Origin of the sequence: Micromonospora inositola (assembly GCF_900090285.1) — a bacterium.
Taxonomy (GTDB): domain Bacteria; phylum Actinomycetota; class Actinomycetes; order Mycobacteriales; family Micromonosporaceae; genus Micromonospora; species Micromonospora inositola.
In genome coordinates this window covers 3,435,423-3,452,899 of record NZ_LT607754.1, presented here as the reverse complement: position 1 = coordinate 3,452,899, position 17,477 = coordinate 3,435,423, and the positions used below count along the sequence as shown (strand labels likewise).

Annotated in this window: 17 protein-coding genes; 7 read left to right on the top strand and 10 right to left on the bottom strand. The window is 74.3% G+C overall.

Annotated features, from left to right (window positions below):
• The first annotated feature begins 8 nt into the window (after nt 1-8).
• From GA0070613_RS16585 to serS, 3 genes are all read left to right on the top strand, one after another.
• Nucleotides 9-1,196 carry a saccharopine dehydrogenase family protein gene (locus GA0070613_RS16585; protein ID WP_089013132.1) on the top strand — a complete coding sequence of 396 codons (1,188 nt, stop codon included), beginning with the start codon at nt 9-11 and terminating at the stop codon, nt 1,194-1,196.
• A gap of 47 nt (nt 1,197-1,243) precedes the next feature.
• On the top strand, nt 1,244-2,323 hold the full coding sequence (locus tag GA0070613_RS16580; RefSeq protein ID WP_089015990.1) for a DNA polymerase III subunit beta family protein: 1,080 nt from the start codon (nt 1,244-1,246) through the stop codon (nt 2,321-2,323).
• Between the two features lie 93 nt (nt 2,324-2,416).
• A complete protein-coding gene (gene serS, locus GA0070613_RS16575; RefSeq protein WP_089013131.1) occupies nt 2,417-3,703 on the top strand; it encodes a serine--tRNA ligase in 1,287 nt (428 codons plus the stop codon).
• Here the strand turns inward: serS and GA0070613_RS16570 are convergent.
• The 4 genes from GA0070613_RS16570 to GA0070613_RS16555 are packed head-to-tail and all read right to left on the bottom strand — an operon-like array spanning nt 3,687 to nt 8,309.
• Nucleotides 3,687-4,667, bottom strand: coding sequence for a cytochrome c biogenesis CcdA family protein (locus GA0070613_RS16570; RefSeq protein ID WP_089013130.1), 981 nt, complete (start codon nt 4,665-4,667; stop codon nt 3,687-3,689). The two genes, serS and GA0070613_RS16570, sit on opposite strands and share 17 nt — an antisense overlap.
• Nucleotides 4,664-5,248 carry a TlpA family protein disulfide reductase gene (locus GA0070613_RS16565; protein WP_089013129.1) on the bottom strand — a complete coding sequence of 195 codons (585 nt, stop codon included), beginning with the start codon at nt 5,246-5,248 and terminating at the stop codon, nt 4,664-4,666. The genes GA0070613_RS16570 and GA0070613_RS16565 overlap by 4 nt, the downstream gene beginning before the upstream one ends.
• A gap of 20 nt (nt 5,249-5,268) precedes the next feature.
• Nucleotides 5,269-6,735, bottom strand: coding sequence for an NADH-quinone oxidoreductase subunit NuoF family protein (locus tag GA0070613_RS16560; RefSeq protein WP_089013128.1), 1,467 nt, complete (start codon nt 6,733-6,735; stop codon nt 5,269-5,271).
• Nucleotides 6,732-8,309, bottom strand: a complete 1,578-nt coding sequence (locus GA0070613_RS16555) for a ferric reductase-like transmembrane domain-containing protein (protein WP_089013127.1) — start codon at nt 8,307-8,309, stop codon at nt 6,732-6,734. Before GA0070613_RS16555 ends, GA0070613_RS16560 begins: the two co-directional genes overlap by 4 nt.
• 299 nt (nt 8,310-8,608) lie before the next feature.
• On the opposite strand from GA0070613_RS16555, the gene GA0070613_RS16550 reads away from it, so the two are divergent.
• Nucleotides 8,609-10,054: an alpha-amylase gene (locus tag GA0070613_RS16550; protein WP_089013126.1), complete on the top strand. Its 1,446-nt coding sequence runs from the start codon at nt 8,609-8,611 to the stop codon at nt 10,052-10,054.
• Between the two features lie 50 nt (nt 10,055-10,104).
• On the opposite strand, the gene GA0070613_RS16545 is transcribed toward GA0070613_RS16550, so the two are convergent.
• The 4 genes from GA0070613_RS16545 to GA0070613_RS16530 are packed head-to-tail and all read right to left on the bottom strand — an operon-like array spanning nt 10,105 to nt 13,649.
• On the bottom strand, nt 10,105-10,728 hold the full coding sequence (locus tag GA0070613_RS16545) for a response regulator transcription factor (protein WP_089013125.1): 624 nt from the start codon (nt 10,726-10,728) through the stop codon (nt 10,105-10,107).
• Entirely contained in the window at nt 10,725-11,858 is a 1,134-nt protein-coding gene (locus GA0070613_RS16540; RefSeq protein ID WP_089013124.1) for a sensor histidine kinase, read from the bottom strand. The genes GA0070613_RS16545 and GA0070613_RS16540 overlap by 4 nt, the downstream gene beginning before the upstream one ends.
• A 29-nt stretch (nt 11,859-11,887) precedes the next feature.
• Entirely contained in the window at nt 11,888-12,688 is an 801-nt protein-coding gene (locus GA0070613_RS16535) for an ABC transporter permease (protein WP_089013123.1), read from the bottom strand.
• 1 nt (nt 12,689) lies between these two features.
• Nucleotides 12,690-13,649 (bottom strand): ABC transporter ATP-binding protein, encoded by a 960-nt coding sequence (locus GA0070613_RS16530; RefSeq protein ID WP_089013122.1) that lies wholly within the window; start codon nt 13,647-13,649, stop codon nt 12,690-12,692.
• Between the two features lie 147 nt (nt 13,650-13,796).
• Between GA0070613_RS16530 and GA0070613_RS16525 the strand changes: the two genes are divergently transcribed.
• Both GA0070613_RS16525 and GA0070613_RS16520 read left to right on the top strand, forming a co-directional pair.
• Complete coding sequence (locus GA0070613_RS16525; protein WP_089013121.1) at nt 13,797-14,648, top strand: alpha/beta hydrolase; 852 nt, start codon at nt 13,797-13,799, stop codon at nt 14,646-14,648.
• Nucleotides 14,649-14,697: 49 nt separating this feature from the next.
• The gene (locus GA0070613_RS16520; protein WP_089013120.1) at nt 14,698-15,840 is read left to right on the top strand and encodes a site-2 protease family protein; all 1,143 of its coding nucleotides are present in this window, start codon (nt 14,698-14,700) and stop codon (nt 15,838-15,840) included.
• Here the strand turns inward: GA0070613_RS16520 and GA0070613_RS34400 are convergent.
• The gene (locus GA0070613_RS34400) at nt 15,837-16,157 is read right to left on the bottom strand and encodes a sigma-70 family RNA polymerase sigma factor family protein (RefSeq protein ID WP_089013119.1); all 321 of its coding nucleotides are present in this window, start codon (nt 16,155-16,157) and stop codon (nt 15,837-15,839) included. The genes GA0070613_RS16520 and GA0070613_RS34400 overlap by 4 nt on opposite strands.
• A gap of 1 nt (nt 16,158) precedes the next feature.
• Between GA0070613_RS34400 and GA0070613_RS16510 the strand changes: the two genes are divergently transcribed.
• Nucleotides 16,159-16,302, top strand: coding sequence for a hypothetical protein (locus GA0070613_RS16510; RefSeq protein WP_231929243.1), 144 nt, complete (start codon nt 16,159-16,161; stop codon nt 16,300-16,302).
• Here GA0070613_RS16510 and GA0070613_RS33460 read toward each other — a convergent pair.
• Nucleotides 16,284-17,453, bottom strand: a complete 1,170-nt coding sequence (locus GA0070613_RS33460; protein ID WP_231929837.1) for an FAD-binding protein — start codon at nt 17,451-17,453, stop codon at nt 16,284-16,286. The genes GA0070613_RS16510 and GA0070613_RS33460 overlap by 19 nt on opposite strands.
• Between the last annotated feature and the right edge of the window lie 24 nt (nt 17,454-17,477).

Genomic DNA, 17,477 nt, shown 5'->3' with positions numbered 1-17,477 from the left:
CTCGGCGGATGCGCGACGACCGCCCGCACGACCTCGTCCTGTTCGGCGCGACCGGCTTCACCGGCGCGCTGACCGCCGAGTACCTGGCCCGGCACGCCCCCACCGGACTGCGCTGGGCCCTCGCCGGCCGCAACCCGGGCAAGCTGGCCGCGGTGCGGGACCGGCTCGCCGCGATCGACCCGGCGCTGTCCGGTCTGCCGCTGCTGACCGCCGACGTGACCGACCCGGAGTCGCTGCGCGCGGTCGCCGCGAGCGCCCGGGTGGTGGCCAGCACCGTCGGCCCGTACATCCACCACGGGGAGCCGCTGGTCGCGGCCTGCGCCGCCGCCGGCACCGACTACCTGGACATCACCGGCGAGCCGGAGTTCGTCGACCTGATGTACGTGCGGCACCACGCCGAGGCGGTCCGCACCGGCGCGCGGCTGGTGCACGCCTGCGGCTTCGACTCGATCCCGCACGACCTCGGCGCCTGGTACACCGTCAAGCAGCTCCCGTCGGACGGGCCGATCACCGTGGACGGCTTCGTCCGGGCCGGCGGCCGGTTCTCCGCCGGCACGTACCACTCGGCGCTGACCGCGTTCTCCCGGACCGGGGAGATGAGCCGGGCCGCGAAGGCGCGCAAGGCGGTCGAGCCGCGCCCGGAGGGCCGCCGGGTCCGCGCGGTGCCCGGGAAGGTGGGCCGGTCCAAGGAGCTGGGCAGGTGGGTGGTGCCGCTGCCGACCATCGACCCGCAGGTGGTCCGCCGGTCGGCGGCGGCCCGCCCGGAGTACGGCCCGGACTTCCGCTACCGGCACTTCGCCGCGGTGAAGCGGCTGCCGACGATCCTGGTCGCCGGCGTCGGGATGGCCGGCCTGGTCGGGCTGGTGAAGCTGCCGCCGACCCGGCGCTGGCTGCTCGGCCGGCTCGCCTCCGGCCAGGGGCCGACCGCCGAGCAGCGGGCGAAGTCCTGGTTCACGGTGCGCTTCCTCGGCTTCGGCGGCGGCCGGAAGGTGCTCACCGAGGTGGCCGGCGGCGACCCCGGGTACGACGAGACCGCGAAGATGCTCGCCGAGTCCGCGCTCTGCCTGGCGTGCGACGACCTGCCGCCGACCTCCGGGCAGGTGACCCCGGTCACCGCGATGGGCGACGCCCTGCTGGAGCGCCTGGTCAAGGCGGGGATGACGTTCCGCGTGGTCGACGCGGGCCCGACGGCTTGACCCTCGACCGGGTTGAGGGCCCAGGATCGGTCGTCGTGGAGAGCGAACTGCGCAGCATCGGCGAGCTGGCCCGGGCCAGCGGGCTGACCGTGAGCGCGCTGCGGTTCTACGACCGTTCCGGCGTGCTGGTGCCCGCGCAGGTCGACCCGGTGACCGGCTACCGCTGGTACACCGACGACCAGGTGGCGCCGGCTCGGCTGGTGGCCGGGCTGCGCCGGGTCGGCATGCCGCTGGCCGAGATCGGCGCCGCGCTGCGGCACCGGTCCGAGCCGGCGGTGGTCGGCCGGCTGCTGGACGCGCACCTGCGCCGGCTGGAGGACGGCCTCGCCGACGCCCGCCGTGAGCTCTCCCGGGTCCGTGCCCTGATCGACCCCGAGGAGACCCCGATGACCACCCGTCTCGTGCTGCACCGTGCCGACCTCGCCGCCGCCGTCGACGCGGTCCGCTTCGCCGTCGGCGCCGATCCGGAACTGCCGGCGCTGTCCGCGGTGCTGCTGGAGGTCGAGCCGGACGGCGTACGGCTGGTCGCCACCGACCGGCACCGGCTGGCGGTGGCCCGGACCGGGTGGAAGATGGACGGCCCGCCGGTGCGGGTGCTCGTCCCGGTCGGCTTCGTCGACGAGGCGCGCGCCCTGCTGGACACCGGCGCCGGGATCACCCCGGACGCGCACGTCACCGTCGACCGGGAGACCGTCGAGGTCTCCGTCGCCGGCCGCACGGTGCGCACCGCTCCCCTGCCGTACGACTTCCCGGACTACCGCCGGCTGCTGCACGGCCATGTCACCGGCGCGCCGGCGCACCGGGTGGTGGTGGACGTGGTGGCGTTGCGCGCCGCGATGACCGCCGAGGGCGCGCCGGTGCTGGTGAAGGAGCACGACGGGGTACGCGCCGAGGTGACCGTGCTGGGGTTGGACGAGCGGGGCGGGCTGCGGGTGGTCGGGCCGGACGAGGCGCCGGAGGCGGACGCCGTCCGGGTCGGGGTGAATCGGGAGTACCTGCTCGACGCCCTCGACGCCGGTGACCGGGGGCAGCTCCTGCTGGAGCTGGACGGGCCGATCGCCCCGCTGGCCGTGCGCCGCCCGGACGACGAGCACGCCTTCTCCGTCCTCATGCCCGTCCGGCTCTGACCGCCGGTCCCGGGTGCGGGACGGCCGGACGGGGCCGCGACGGTAGCATCTGGTGGTCCCACCTGACTGCCTGGACGGAGGCGTACGAGCAGCATGCTCGACATGGAGTTGATCCGGAAGGATCGCGAGGCGGTGGCGACCGCGCTGGCGAAGCGTCTGGATCCCGCCGAGGTCAACCGGGCGCTGGACGAGATCCAGCGGCTCGACCAGGAGCGCCGCGCCCTGATCAGCGAGATCGACGCCGAGCGGCAGCGCCGCAAGGCGGAGGCTCGGGCGTACGCGCAGGCGAAGCGGGCCGGCACCGCGCCGGAGTCCGTCGCGCCGGAGGCCGAGCGCAAGCAGCTCGCCGAGCTGGAGTCCCAGCTGGACGAGGTGCAGTCCCGGCTCCGCACCGCGATGAGCGAGCTGCCCAACCTGCCCGCCGACGACGTCGTGCCCGGCGGCAAGGAGGCCAACCGGGTGGTGAAGACCTTCGGCGAGCCGCCGGTCATCGAGAAGGTCCGCGACCACATCGAGCTGTCCCGCGCGCTCGGCCTGGTCGACCACGAGCGGGGCGTCAAGCTCGGCGGTTCGGGCTTCTGGATGTACACCGGCATGGGCGCCCGGCTGGAGTGGGCGCTGGTCAACTGGCTGATCGAGCAGAACATCCAGGCCGGGTACGAGTTCCTGCTCCCGCCGCACCTGCTGCTGGACAGCGCCGGCTTCGCCGCCGGCCAGTTCCCGAAGTTCTACGACGACGTCTACCACCTGGACCGGGAGTCCGCCCCGCGCGGGCAGTTCCTGCTGCCCACCGCGGAGACGGCGATCCTCGGGGCGTACCAGGACGAGATCCTGGAGACGGCGAAGCTGCCGCTGAAGGCGTTCGCCTATACCCCGTGCTACCGCCGCGAGGCCGCCGGCTCGCACTCCGACGAGCGGGGCACCGTACGCGGCCACCAGTTCAACAAGGTGGAGATCTTCCAGTTCACCCTGCCCGAGCAGGCGGACGCCGCCCTGGAGGCGATGGTCGCCCACGTGGAGGGCCTGGTCGAGCAGTTGGGGCTGCACTACCAGACCAGCCTGCTCGCGGCCGGCGACGCCAGCGCCGCGATGAAGAAGACCCTCGACGTCGAGGTCTGGATGCCGAGCACCGGCAAGTACAAGGAGGTGTCGTCGGTCTCCTGGGGCGGCGACTACCAGGCCCGCCGGGCGGCGATCCGCTACCGGGAGCCGGGCGGCAAGCAGACCCGGTTCGTGCACACGCTGAACGGCTCGGCGCTGGCCACCAGCCGGCTCTTCCCGGCCATCCTGGAGCACTTCCAGCAGCCCGACGGCTCGGTGCTGGTGCCGGAGGTGCTCCACGACAAGCTGGGCGCCGACCGGCTCACGCCGGTCCGCTGACCGCACCCGAACGGCGGGCGTCGGGTCCTCCCGACGCCCGCCGTTCGTCGTCCCGGCCCGGCTCGGCACCTCCCTGCGCGCGCCGCGGGACCCGATCCGGGTCCAGGCTGACGGCGGGCCCGCCGCGCCGGGCCGCGGCCGTCGCCCGCCGCGGCAGGGCCACCAGCAGCAGCGCGACCAGGGCCACCGCGAGGACCGCCGGGCCGGCCGCGTCCAGCCCGGCGGACAGGGCCTGCTGGACCCGGCCCGCGGCCACCACGACCGGGTCGCCGAAGGCGTCGTGCCGGCCCAGCGCGAGCCGGACCTCGTACCAGCCGTACCAGGCGACGTAGCCGCCGGCGACGAGCAGCACCAGGCCGCTCAGCCGGGGCACGAGCGCGCCGGCGCCGCGCAGCCGGGCCACCACCTGGCCGCGCAGCAGCGCCACGCCGAGCGCGGCCACCGCGACCACCAGCCCCATCCCGACCGCGTACGCCCCGAAGAGCGCCAGCCCGCGCAGCGTCGAGCCGGCCTGGAGGCTGGTCACCACAATGGCCAGGAACGGGGCGATCGTGCACGTCAACGAGGCCAGCGCGTACGCCATGCCGAAGAGCGCCATGGACGCCCAGGAACGGCTCAGCCGGGGCGCCCGGGCGAACGGGCGCGGGGTGGGCAGCCGCTGGCCGGCGAGCAGCCAGCAGCCGACGGCGGCCAGCAGCAGGCCGAGCGTCACGGTGGTCCAGGGCAGCCGGGGGCGCAGCCGGTCCGCCAGCGGCGCCAGGGCGAGGCCGAACGCGCCGAACACCACGACGTAGCCGAGGGTCAGCCCGGCGGTCGCGGTGAGCGCGCGGCCGACCGCGCCGCGCCTGTCCGGCGGGCCGGCGACCAGCAGCGACAGGTACGCGGGCAGCATCGCGAAGCCGCACGGGTTGACCGCGCCGAGCATGCCGGCGGTCAGCGCGAGCAGCAGCGGGGTGGTCATCATCCGGCCAGCGCGGCGACCCGCCGGCTGAGGGACTCGCCGTCGAGGAAGCCCTGGTGGACGACCCGGCCGTTCCGGTCGATGATCAGGAAGGTGCTCTGCTCGACCACCTCGAACCGGCGCCACAGCGTGCCGGCCCGATCGTCGAGCTGGGGGGTGCCGGCCAGGTCGAACTCGGTGACGAACTCGTTCATCGCCTGCTGCTCGCCCAGGCCGGCGACGCCGACGATCGGCACGGTGTCCCGGTACTTCGGCGCGATCTCGGCGACCGTCCACGCCTGACTGGCGCAGGTGGCGCACCAGGGCGCCCAGAACCAGAGCACCACCGGCTTGCCGGCCAGCTCGGCGGCGGAGAACCGCGTACCGTCGAGGGTCTTCGCGGTGAACTTCAGCGTTTCCGGCACCCGGGCCGGGACCACCGGCGCGGCGGCGGGCGAGGCGGCGGCGACCGCGCCCACCGGCGCCCCCGGCTCCGGGCCGACCGCGCAGGAGGCCGCGCCCAGCAGCGCGGCGACCAGCACGGCCGCGGTGACCAGGCGTCCGGACCGGACCGCCCGGGTCGGCGCTGACGTACGACGCGACATCCGCGTCTCCTCTCGGTCGGCTACTCGGCCCTGGCGAGCCTGAGCGCGAGTTCGGGACAGACCTTGACCGCCTTGAGCGCGCCCTCCCGCAGCCAGGTCGGCACCGGGGTGGGCGGGAAGGCCGGGTAACCGTTGGCGTCGAGCCGGATGAAGTCCGGCACCACGTGCGCGCAGAGCCCGTGCCCGTCGCACCGGGACCAGTCCAGGGTGAGCTTCTGCGGGTTCACGTCGGGCGCCCCGGGCAGTCCCATCACGCCCGTGACCCGCTTGCCGCAGCCCTCGCCGGTGGTGTGCAGCCGCAGGTCCTCGGCGAAGACCTCCAGCGCGGAGAGGGCGAACCGTGCGGTGCCGTCCGGGTGGCTGCACGCGCCGCGCCCCTTCACGTCGCCGGCCGCGGCCCGGACGATCTCGACCGGGGCGCTGCCGGAGACCGCGAGGTCGACGGCGCGGGCCAGGTCGGGCAGGCCCATCTTGCACGGCCCGCACTGCCCGGCGGACTCGCCGGCCAGGTAGCGGACCACCTGGGCGGCCTCGCCGAGCGGGCAGGTGTCCCGGCCGAGCGGGACGATGATGCCGGCGCCGAGGGTGCCGCCGACGGCGGTCAGCCCCTTGCGGGAGATTTCCGCGCGGTCCGCGGCCTCGGGAGTGATCCACTTGCCGTGGTAGCCGCCCATCAGGATCCCGGGCCCGTCGGGCACCTCGCAGAGCTCGAGGATCTCCCGCAGCGGGGTGCCCGCGGCGCACTCCACCACCGCCGGTCGGGCGGCCGCCCCGGTGACGGTGAGCAGCACGGTGCCCGGTTCGTCGTCGGTGCCGAGTGCGGCGTACTCGTACGGGCCGAGCCGGGCGGCGACCGCCAGCTGGGAGAAGGTCTCGGCGTTGGAGAGCAGGGTGGGCAGCCCGCCGACCCCGGAGTCGCTGGAGCGCTTCTTGGTCCCGGGCGGGATGTGCGGCAGGCCGTTGATGCCGTTGACCAGCGCGCCGCCCTCGCCGGAGATGAACCGGTGCGGCACGGTGACGATGCTGGTCGGCACCGGCATCCGGCGCTCCTGCAGCGCCTCGGTCAGCGACGGCCGGCCCACGTCGTCGTCGGCCACCCCGATCACGATCTCCTCGGCGTCCAGCGCGTACGCGGCCAGCGCCGCGCCGTCGAGGATCAGGTGCGGCGCCCGGGTGAGCAGCACCTTGTCCTTCCAGCTCGCCGGCTCCCCCTCGGTGGCGTTGACCACCACCACGGCGGAGAGGCTCTGCCGTTCGCAGGACCCCAGCACGGCACGCAGCTTGCGGGCGAAGGGGAAACCGGCGCCGCCCTTGCCCTTGAGGTCGATAGCCTCGGCCAGCCGGAGCAGGCTGGCCGGTTGCATCGGCCCGATCGGGCCGTGCACCTCCTCGTGGGCGAGCAGGTCGAGCCGGCCGAACTCGGCGAAGCCGGCGGTGAGCCGGGGTTCGCCGACGCACGCGACCGGTGGCACCGTCGTCCGCATCACCTGGCCTCACCCCGCAGCCCGGCCCAGTACGCCCCGTCGACCGCCTCCGCGCTGGCCCGGCGCCGCCGGGACGACCGGCTCTCGCCGGAGGCCCGCAGCGCCCGCCGGGAGGCGAGGTCGACCAGGGTGGGGGTGTCGTCGACCGGCAGGTCGTCCGGGACGTACCGGGCCGGCGGCCGCCAGTAGTCCGGCTCCTCCGGCACCTCGTCCTCGACGCTGTGCCGACCACCGCCGCTGCGCGGCGCCGCGGAGATCGGCCCGGCCGACACCGGGCCGGCCGAGATCGGCCCGGCGGAGCTGGGCTCCGCGGAGACCGGCCGTTCGCTGCTCTCCCACCGCCGCGGGCTGTCCCACGGCTCCTCCGGCGCGACCGCCCGCCGCGGCGGCGCCGAGTAGCGGGCGTCCACCTCGGCGCGGGACCGTCGGGAGGCAACCTCTTCCTCGTCCCGGTACCGGCGGTCGGACCGCTCGCCCGCCCGGCCCCGGCTGGCGGGCTCCGGCTCGGCGGCGCGTCGCCGGGCCGGCCGTTCGTCGTCCCGGCGGCGGGCCGCCGGGACCTCGCCCCGCCGTACCGCGGCCGGCGCCAGCTCCTCCTCGCGCCGGCGCCGGGTCGCCGCCCGGACGGGCTCCCGCAGCGAGCCGGGCTCGGGCACCACCGGCACGGCGAACCGGTCGGGGTCGCGGCGGCGGGCGGTGCCGGCCGGCGCGGTCCACGAGGTCGCGGTGGTCTCCGCCCAGCCGCCCTCCCGGCCCCGGCCGGCGCGGCTCTGCTCCTCCTCGGCGGAGCGCCGGCGGACCAGGCCGGCGAAGAGTCTCCGGCTCTCCTCGGCCGGCCTGCCGGCCATCGCCTGGTTCAGCGCGGCGGCCCGGTGCTGCTCCCGGCTGCGCCTGCCGAGGTGGACGGAGACGCGGACCAGCAGCGCCGCCACCACCAGCAGCACGCAGGCGAGGTAGCTCACCACCACCCAGGACTTCGCCGGTCGCCCGGCGTTGAGGCCGTGGATCAGGGCGAACGGCCAGGAGACGTACGCCATGGAGTGCAGCGCCCGCCAGAGCCACTTCGGACCGACGCCGGCGAAGCGGACCCGGATCAGGCCGGTCCAGAGCACGCTGACCATGAGGAAGGAGGCCACCGTGCCGAGTCCGACGTAGAGCCCCCGGCCGCCGATGAACGGCACCACGGCGTCGGTCGGCCCGGCCCGGCCGATCGAGATCTTGGTGATGACGTGGACGACCAGCCCGGCCACGCCGAGGATGCCGGTGGCCCGGTGCGCGGACTGGAGCAGCACCCGGTGCCGGATCAGCAGCACCAGCCGGTCGGTGGCGAGCAGCCCCATCATCACGGTGAGGCTGAGCGAGACCAGGGCGACCACCCCGGCGAAGAACTCGGTGAAGAAGAAGCCGTACGCGTACATCATGGTGCCCGCGCCGGCCAGCTCGACGCCGGCCCAGGCGAGGGCGAGCGCGGACAGGGTCAGCGCGACCATCGCGGACTTCGACCGGGTCCGGGCACCTCGACTGGTGCTGGTGGTCCGGACGGTCGCCGCCTTCTCGTTCTGCTCTGCCCGGGCCATCTGCTCCTCGATCGTGTCTCACGGCGGCGCCCCCACCGGCCGACCCTGCTCCCTCCTCAGGTACGGAGCGGCACGGCGAGCGGATCAGCCCGGTGGCGAATTTCTCGGCCGGCCGGTCGAACCGTCCCGGCCCGACGCGCGTGTAGCGCACTACGCAACGACGCATTTCCATCCGTTGACAGTTGTTGCAACACGCTTGTAACCTTGCCGAAAATTTCAGGCCGGATCTGCAAGAAGCCGGCACTGAGATCCCTCCCCCGCGCCGCGCCACCCCCGTCCCCGTACCCCCAGGAGTCCCGATGCATCGACGCCGATGCCGCTCGGCGGTCCTCGCCCTCGGCATGATCGCCAGCCTGCTCGTACCGACCGCAGTGGCGGCTCCCCCGGCTGCCGCGGCCCCGTCGGGCACCAGGAAGGTCATCGCCCAGCTCTTCGAGTGGAACTGCCCCTCGGTGGCCAGCGAGTGCACCACCGTGCTCGGCCCCCAGGGTTACGGCTACGTCCAGGTCTCGCCGCCGCAGGAGCACGTCAAGGGCAACCAGTGGTGGGTGGCCTACCAGCCGGTCAGCTACCGGATCGAGTCCCGCAAGGGCACCCGGGCGCAGTTCCAGTCCATGGTGAACACCTGCCACGCCGCCGGCGTGAAGGTGGTCGTCGACGCCGTCATCAACCACATGTCCGGCCAGGACAACGGCGGCACGGGCTGGGCCGGCTCGTCGTACGGGCACTATGACTACCCGGGCATCTACCAGACCCAGGACTTCCACCACTGCGGCCGCAACGGCGGCGACGACATCGTCAACTACAACGACCGGTACGAGGTGCAGAACTGCGAGCTGGTCAACCTGTCGGACCTCAGGACGGAGTCGGACTACGTCCGGTCAAAGATCGCGGGGTACCTCAACGACCTGCTCTCGCTCGGCGTGGACGGGTTCCGGCTGGACGCCAGCAAGCACATGCCGGCCGCCGACATCGCCGCCATCAAGGGCAAGCTCTCCCGCTCGGCGTACGTCGTGCAGGAGGTGATCTACGGCGCCGGGGAGCCGATCCAGCCGACCGAGTACACCGGCAACGGCGACGTGCACGAGTTCCGGTACGGCAAGGACCTCGCCCGGATGTTCAACAGCGAACGGCTGGCGTACCTGAAGAACTTCGGTGCGGCGTGGGGCTACCTGCCCACCGGCTCGGCCGCGGTCTTCGTGGACAACCACGACACCCAGCGCGACGGCGGGGTGCTGACCTACAAGAACGGCGGCAGCTACGCGCTCGCGAACGCGTTCATGCTGGCCTGGCCGTACGGGTCGCCGACGGTGATGTCGAGCTTCACCTTCAGCAACAAGGACCAGGGGCCGCCCTCGGACGCCAACAACAAGACGCTCAACACCACCTGCTACTCGGGCTGGCAGTGCGAGCACCGCTGGCGGGTCATCGCCAACATGGTGGCGTTCAACAACGCCACCCAGGGCGCCGCGGTGGCCAACTGGTACGACAACGGCTACCAGCACATCGCGTTCAGCCGGGCCGGCAAGGGCTACCTGACCATCAACGACGAGGACTTCGCCATCACCGGCCGCTCCTACTACACGGGGCTGCCCGCCGGCCGGTACTGCGACGTCATCCACGGCGACTTCAGCAACGGCTCGTGCAGCGGGCCGGTGATCACGGTGGACGGCAACGGCTGGTTCGCGGCGAACATCAACGCCCATGACGCGGTCGCCGTCCACATCGGCGCGAAGCTGCCCTGACCCGGCCCGCCCGGCCCGATCTGCCCGCCCCGACGGCCACCGCCTGAGGCTCACTCGCCGAGCAGCCAGCCGTTCTCCTCGGCGACGCGCACCGCGTCGGCCCGGTTCCGGGCGCCGGTCTTGCCGATCGCCGCGGAGAGGTGGTTGCGCACCGTCCCCTCGGACAGGTGCAGCACGGCGGCGAGCTGGGCCACCGTGCCGCCGCCGCGGGCCGTCCGCAGCACCTCGGTCTCTCGCTCGGTCAGCGGACTGGCCCCGGTGGCCAGGGTCTCCGCCGCCAGGGTGGGATCGACCACCCGCAGCCCGGCGTGCACCCGGCGGACCGCGTCGGCGAGCTGCCGGGCCGGGGTGTCCTTCACCACGAAGCCGTTCGCGCCGGCCTCCATCGCCCGCCGCAGGTAGCCGGGACGGTCGAAGGTGGTCACCACCAGCACCCGGCAGCCGGGCACGGCGGCGCGCAGCGCGGTGGTCGCGGCGATCCCGTCCAGGCCGGGCATCTCCACGTCGAGCAGGGCCACGTCGGGCGTGGTACGGCGGGCCTCGGGGACCACCTCGTCGCCCCGCCCCACCTCCGCGACCACAGTGAGGTCCGGCTCCAGCGAGAGCAACGCGGCCAGCGCGCCCCGGACCAGCGCCTGGTCGTCGGCGAGCAGCAGCCGGATCGGCTCGGTCACTGGTCGACCGGGAGGGTGACGCGGAGCAGAAAGCCCGGGCCGTCCGGGCGACGGCCGACGGTGACCGCGGCATCCAGCCGCCGGGCGCGCTCGCGCAGCCCGACCAGCCCGTGCCCGCCCGGCCCGGACGACGCCGCTTCGGGTCCCCGCCCGTCGTCACGGACCTCGACCAGGCCCGGTTCCACCCGGATCACGCAGCGCCGCGCCCCGCTGTGCCGGACCACGTTGGTCACCCCTTCCCGTACCGTCCAGCCGAAGAGTTCGTCCCGCTCCGCCGGCAGCTCCGGCGCCGTGTCCGGCAGCTCCGCGGCGATGCCCGCGGCGGCGAGCGCGGAGCGGGCGCCGGCCAGTTCCCCGGCCAGGCTGATCCCCCGGTACGCCCCGACGGTGCCCCGCACGTCGGCCAGCGCCTCCCGCGCCAGCCGCTCCACGTCGGCGATCTCGGTGGCCGCCCGGGCCGGGTCCAGTTCCAGCAGCCGGCCGGCCAGCTCGGCCTTCACCGCCACCACGGTCAGCGAGTGGCCGAGGATGTCGTGCAGGTCCCGGGCGGTACGCGCCCGCTCCTCGGCCACCGCCAGCCGGCGGATCTCCTGCTGGGCGGCCTGGAGCTCGCTGTTGCGCTGGGTCAGCCGGGTCACCCCGAACATGGCGAAGGAGGCGAGCAGCACCGCGAAGACCACGGTGCCCTCCGCCTCCCAGCCGGGCACCAGCGCGGCCGTCACCGGCGGGGTGAGCGCGGCGAGGGCGACCACCACCAGCGACTGCCGGCTCGGCAGCAGGAACACCGCCGCCGCGGCGACGAAGACCAGGGTGGTCAACCAGTCGCCGCCGGTCCCTGGGATGCCGGCCAGCCCGAGCCCGAGCAGCAAAGCCACGGCCGCCCACGCCCGGGCGACGGGGATCCCCCGGCGCTCCAGACGCCGGCCGCGCGCCCACTGAAAGACGAAGACGTACAAGACGCCGAAGGCGACCAGGGTCGCCGCGCCGACCACCCGTCGCCACGGCTCGGGCTGGTGCAGGGCGGCGAGCAGCGGGATATTGAGGAAGAAGAGCCAGACCGCGGCGAGCAACCAGCCGGTGACCCGCCAGTGACGGGTCTCCAGATAGTTCCGGTCCGGCGGAAGCTGCATCCTGAACACGCTAGCGTCCGCCGTCCCCGTCAGACCCGCGTGGTGTCGCGGCGGAACAGCCGGGCCGCGCCGAGGCCGAAGAGCACGGTCCAGCCGGCCAGGTTGGCCAGCGCCACCCAGTCCATCCCGGCCCCGGTCAGCGGGGCCCGGGCGAGCTGGCCGACCCCGTACACCGGGGTGAACTTGGCGATCTGCTGGAGCGCGTGCGGCAGCAGGTCGAGCGGGACGAAGAGACCGCCGAGCATGGCCAGGATCGCCAGGATCGGGCCCATGAACTGCATGACGTTCTCGGCCGGGGCGAGGTAGCCGATGAAGAGCCCGAAGGCGGCGAAGACCAGCGAGCCGAGCCAGGCGGTGAGGCCGGACAGCAGCCAGACCTGGACGGGCAGCCGGACCCCGGCGGCCGCGCCGACCGCGAACTCCACGAGCACCGCGATTAGCCCGAGCACCATGGCGGTGGCCACCTTCGTCGCCACGTACGCGGGCGGGCGCAGCGGGGTGAGCCGGAGCTGCCGGCTCCAGCCCAGCGCCCGTTCGGTGGCCACCGCGGCGCCGGCGCTGGTGGTGGCGACCATGGCGCCGTAGACGGCGAGGCTGATCATGATCCAGCCGGTGACCGGGCGGCCGTTGGGCAGCTCCTGTCCCCGCTGCGGGAGTCCGAAGAGGAGGAAGAAGACCGCCGGCATGACCAGGATGAAGATCAGCGTCCGGCGGTTGCGCAGCACCCGGCGGATCTCGATGGCCAGCACGGCGGTGGAGAACCCGCCGAGGGCGGGCGGCCGCCGGTCGGCGCGAGCGGTGGACGAGGCGGGCGGGGCGGCGACGGTCATCTCAGGCTCCGATGGTGTGGGCGGTCGGACGGGCGGCGGTCGGACGGGCGGCGATCGGGCTGTCGGCCGTCGGGCCGTCGGTGGTGAGGGCGAGGAAGGCGTCCTCGAGGTTGCGGGAGGTGATCTCGAGGTCCCGGGCGGCGGTGCGGGTGAGCAGGTGCCGGGCGACCTCGTCCGAGTCGTCGGTGCGGACCAGCACCGCGTCGCCGCGCACCTCGACCGCCCGGACGCCGGGCAGGGCGGCGAGCACGGCCTGGTCGGCGTCCGGCAGGGTGGCCCGGACGACCCGACCGGCGGCCAGGTTCTTGATCTCGGCGGTGGTGCCGTCGGCGACCACCCGGCCCTGCCGCACCAGCACGATCCGGTCCGCGTACGCGTCGGCCTCGTCCAGGTAGTGGGTGGCGAAGAGGATGGTCCGGCCGGCGCGGGCGTCGGCGCGGATGGCCTGCCAGAAGTCCCGGCGCCCCTCGACGTCCATGCCGGTGGTCGGCTCGTCGAGCACCATCAGGTCCGGGTCCGGGAGCAGCGCCAGGGCGAAGCGCAGCCGCTGCTGCTGGCCACCGGAGCACTTGCCGACCAGGCGGTCGGCGATCGGCGCGATGCCGGCCCGGTCCAGCACCTCGCCCACCGGACGGGTCCGGCCGTAGAAGCACGCGGTCATCCGTACCGTCTCGGCGACGGTGAGGTCCTTGAGCAGCCCGCCGGTCTGCATCACGGCGGCGACCCGGCCGTGCCGGACGGCGTCGGCGGGGGTGCCGCCGAGGACCCGGACGCTGCCGGCGTCCGGGCGGGCCAGCCCGAGCAGCATGTCCACGGTGGTGGTCTTGCCGGCCCCGTTGGGGCCGAGGAAGGCCACCACCTCACCGGGTTCGATCCGGAGGCTGAGCCCGTCGACGGCGGTCACCGGGCCGAAGGTCTTGGTGAGTCCGGCCAGTTCGACGGCCGGTGCGGTGTCGGTCATGACAAGAATGCTCCGGCGAGCGGCCGTCCCGTCCCCGGAGCGGGCGTCACCTTCCGACCATGACATTTGTCAGGTCCCGGCGGGTGCGCTCCGGCCCGCGCCGGGTAAGCGCCTCCGGTCCACGTCCGCGCCACCGGGGAGGGCACCATGGCCAGCGCGCCAACCGGACGGGTCGACACGATCGTGCTGATCCACGGCCTCTGGATGACTCCGCGCAGCTGGGAACACTGGGTGGACCGGTACGAGGCCCAGGGCTTCCGGGTGCTCGCGCCGGCCTGGCCGGGCATGGAGGGCGAGGTCGAGGCGCTGCGAGCGGACCCGACCCCGATCGCCCAGCAGCGGATCGCCGACATCGTCGACCACTACGAAGCGATCATCCGGGACCAGCCCCGGCCGCCCATCATCATGGGGCACTCGTTCGGCGGCCTGTTCGCCCAGCTGCTGATCTCCCGCGGCCTCGGCGCGGCGGGCGTCGGGGTGGACCCGGCACCGGTCAAGGGCGTGCTGAAGCTGCCGTTGAGCACCCTACGCTCCGGGTTCTCCATCCTGCGCAGCCCGGCCAACCGGCACCGCGCGGTGCCGTTCACCGCCGACGACTTCGCGTACGCCTTCGGCAACACGATGAGCCGGTCGGACTCCGACGCGGCCTGGAACCGGTATGCCGTCCCCGCTGCCGGACACGTCTTCTTCGAGGGCGCCTTCGCCAACCTGGACCCGAACTCCGCCGCCAAGGCGGACACCCACCGGGACGACCGGGCGCCGCTGCTGCTGACCACCGGGGGCGCCGACCATGTGGTGCCGCCGTCGCTGGCCGCCGCGAACGCCCAGCTCTACCGGAGCTCCCGGGCGGTGACCGCCTACCACGAGTTCCCGGGCCGGTCGCACTTCGTGGGCGGCGAGCCGGGCTGGGAGCAGGAGGCCGACTACGCGCTGGACTGGGCGGTGGAGGCGGCCAACACCGTGTCGCCGAACGTGGTCAGCGAGGCTCCCCGCCGGTGAGCGACGCGGGCGGTGGCATGTCGGGGCGACGCGGGGGTATGACGGACGTATGAGGGCGAGCTTCCGGCTTGGCCGGATCGCGGGCGTACCCGTCGGGGTCAACTGGAGCGTCCTGGTCATCTTCCTGCTGATCGCCTGGGCGTTGTCGGCCAGTCTGTTCCCACGCTCCTACCCCGGCCACTCGACCTGGGCGTACGTGCTGGCGGGGCTGAGCGCGGCGGTGGTCTTCTTCGTCGGCCTGCTCGCCCACGAGGTGGCCCACGCGGTGGTGGCCAAACGCAACGGGATCGGCGTCGGAGGGATCACGCTCTGGCTCTTCGGCGGCGTGTCCGAGCTGAAGGGTGAGGCGCGGGACCCCGGCGCCGAGTTGCGCATCGCCGGCGTCGGGCCGCTGGTCAGCCTGCTGATCGGGTTCTTCTTCGGCGGCATCGCGGTGGTGCTCGCCCTGGCCGGTGCGCACGGGCTGCTGCTCGGCGCACTGTCCTGGCTGGCCGGCATCAACATCCTGCTGGCGATCTTCAACGTGCTGCCGGCCGCGCCGCTGGACGGCGGCCGGCTGCTGCGGGCCGCGGTGTGGAAGGCGACCGGTGACCGGACGAAGGCGTCCGTGGTGGCGGCCCGCGCGGGCTGGGGCCTCGGTGCCCTGTTGATCGCCTTCGGGCTCTGGCGGTTCCTGACCGGCGCCGGGGTCGGCGGGCTCTGGCTGGCGCTGATCGGCTGGTTCCTGATCGGTGCGGCCGGCATGGAGGAACGGCAGGCCCGGATGGGCAGCGCGCTGCGCGGGGTGCGGGTCGGCGAGGTGATGACGCCGCAGCCGCAGACCGCTTCCGGCGACATGACCGTCGCCGACTTCGTGGACCACTACCTCTTCGCGTACCGGCACTCGGCGCTGCCGCTGACCGAGGACGGCCACCCGGTCGGGCTGGTCACCCTGGACCGGGTCCGCGGCATCCCCGCCGAGCGGCGGGCCACCACCACGCTGGGCGAGGTGTCCTGCCGAGCCGACGAGCTGGTGCTCGCCGCCCCGGACGAGGCGCTCAACGACCTGCTCCCCCGGCTCAGCGAGTGCGCCGATGGCCGGGCGCTGGTGGTGACCGACCAGCGGCTGGTCGGGATCGTCTCGCCGAGCGACATCAGCCGCGCGGTGCAGCGCGGCAGCATGCGCGAGCAGATGACGACGAGGGGCCGCTAGGCGTCCAGGCTCGCCGGGAGGGCGAAGGCAGCGAACAGGCCGGGTGCCTCGAACACCTCCATCGCGGCGAGGAGGCCCGCCTTCGGGCGCAACACGATCAGCGCGAAGGGACGGAGCACGGCCCGCTGGCGGGGCGGCAGCAGCTGGATGGCGGCGAGGAACGCCCCCGCAGGAACACCTCCTGCACGTGATCCTCGGGGATCCCCCTCCGGCCGCGACCGACGTTCGGCACCGTCGCCAACATCGTCGTGATGACCGGCGGCGTCCGCCGCCATCGGCCGTTCCATCCGGCTCGTCCGCACCCTGATCGAGATCACCGTGCTCGCCGTGGGCTGGCTGCTCGGCGGGAGCGTGGGCGTCGGCACCGTGCTGTACGCGCTGGCGGTGGGCCCGATCACCCAGTTCTTCCTGCCCTGGTTCGCCTACCAGGTCCAGCCCGGCCTTCAGCGCCGGGGAAGGTAGCGGTCCAGCAATTCGGTCCGGAACTTCCCGGCCGGGTCCAGCTCCGCCAGCAGGGCGAGGAAGTCGGCGTACCGGGGATACGCGGCGGCGACCGCCGCCGGGTCCAGGCCGAATACCTTGCCCCAGTGCGGGCGCGGCGCGAACGGCGCCAGCCGCTCCTCCACCGCGGCCACCACCGGCAGCACCGCCGCCTCGTCACCGATCCAGGTGAAGTGGATCGCCAGGCTGTCCCGCCCGTGGTTCGGGCTCAGCCAGAGCGGGTCGGCGGCGACCGTACGCAGCTCGCAGATCTGCAGCACGGCGGCGATCCGGTCGGCCACCGCGTCCAGGGCGGCCAGTGCGTCGGCGGCCACGTCGCGCGCCACGTGGTACTCCGACTGGAGCTCGTCGCCGCTGCTCGGGGTGAAGCCGAGCCGGAAGTGCGGCAGCCGTTCGTGCCACGGCCCGGCCACGCCGAGCTGCGGGGTGCAGTTCACCGCCGGCATGCCGGGCACCGGGTGACGCTGCGCCGGGGCCGCCGTCGTGCCGAGCCAGTCCGCCGCGGGCGGCAGCTGGTCGGCGCGCTGCTTGCGCCACACCTGATCGACCCGCGCCGAGCGCCAGTCGGTGAAAGCGCTGACGCTGTACGCGGAGGCGAAGGCGGCATCGAGGGCGTCGCGCGGCAGGCCGAGCCGGACGTACTGCCGGACGTCGAAGGTGGGCACCACGTCCAGGGTCACCCGGCTGACCACGCCGAGCGCGCCGAGGTTGACCACCATGCCGGCGAACCGGTCGTCGGCGCGGTCGACGGTCAGCAGGTCACCGTCGGCGGTGACCAGTTCGAGGGCGGCGACCGCGGTGGCCAGGTTGCCGTGGGCGTCGCCCGAGCCGTGGGTGCCGGTGGCCACCGCGCCGGACACCGAGATGTGGGGCAGGGAGGCCAGGTTGGCCAGGGCGTACCCCTGGGCGTGCAGCCGGGTGGCGACGTCGCCGTACCGGAGGCCGGCGGCGACGGTGACCGTGCCGCGCTCCGGGTCCAGCGCGATGGCGGGCGGCAGGCCGGACAGCGAGACCAGGTCGCCGGTGGTGTCGCCGAGCCGGTTGAAGGAGTGCCCGGTGCCGACGGCCCGGATCCGGGCGCTGCCGGCGACCAGTCGGCGCAGTTCATCCACGCTGGACGGTTCGTGTCGCCGTCG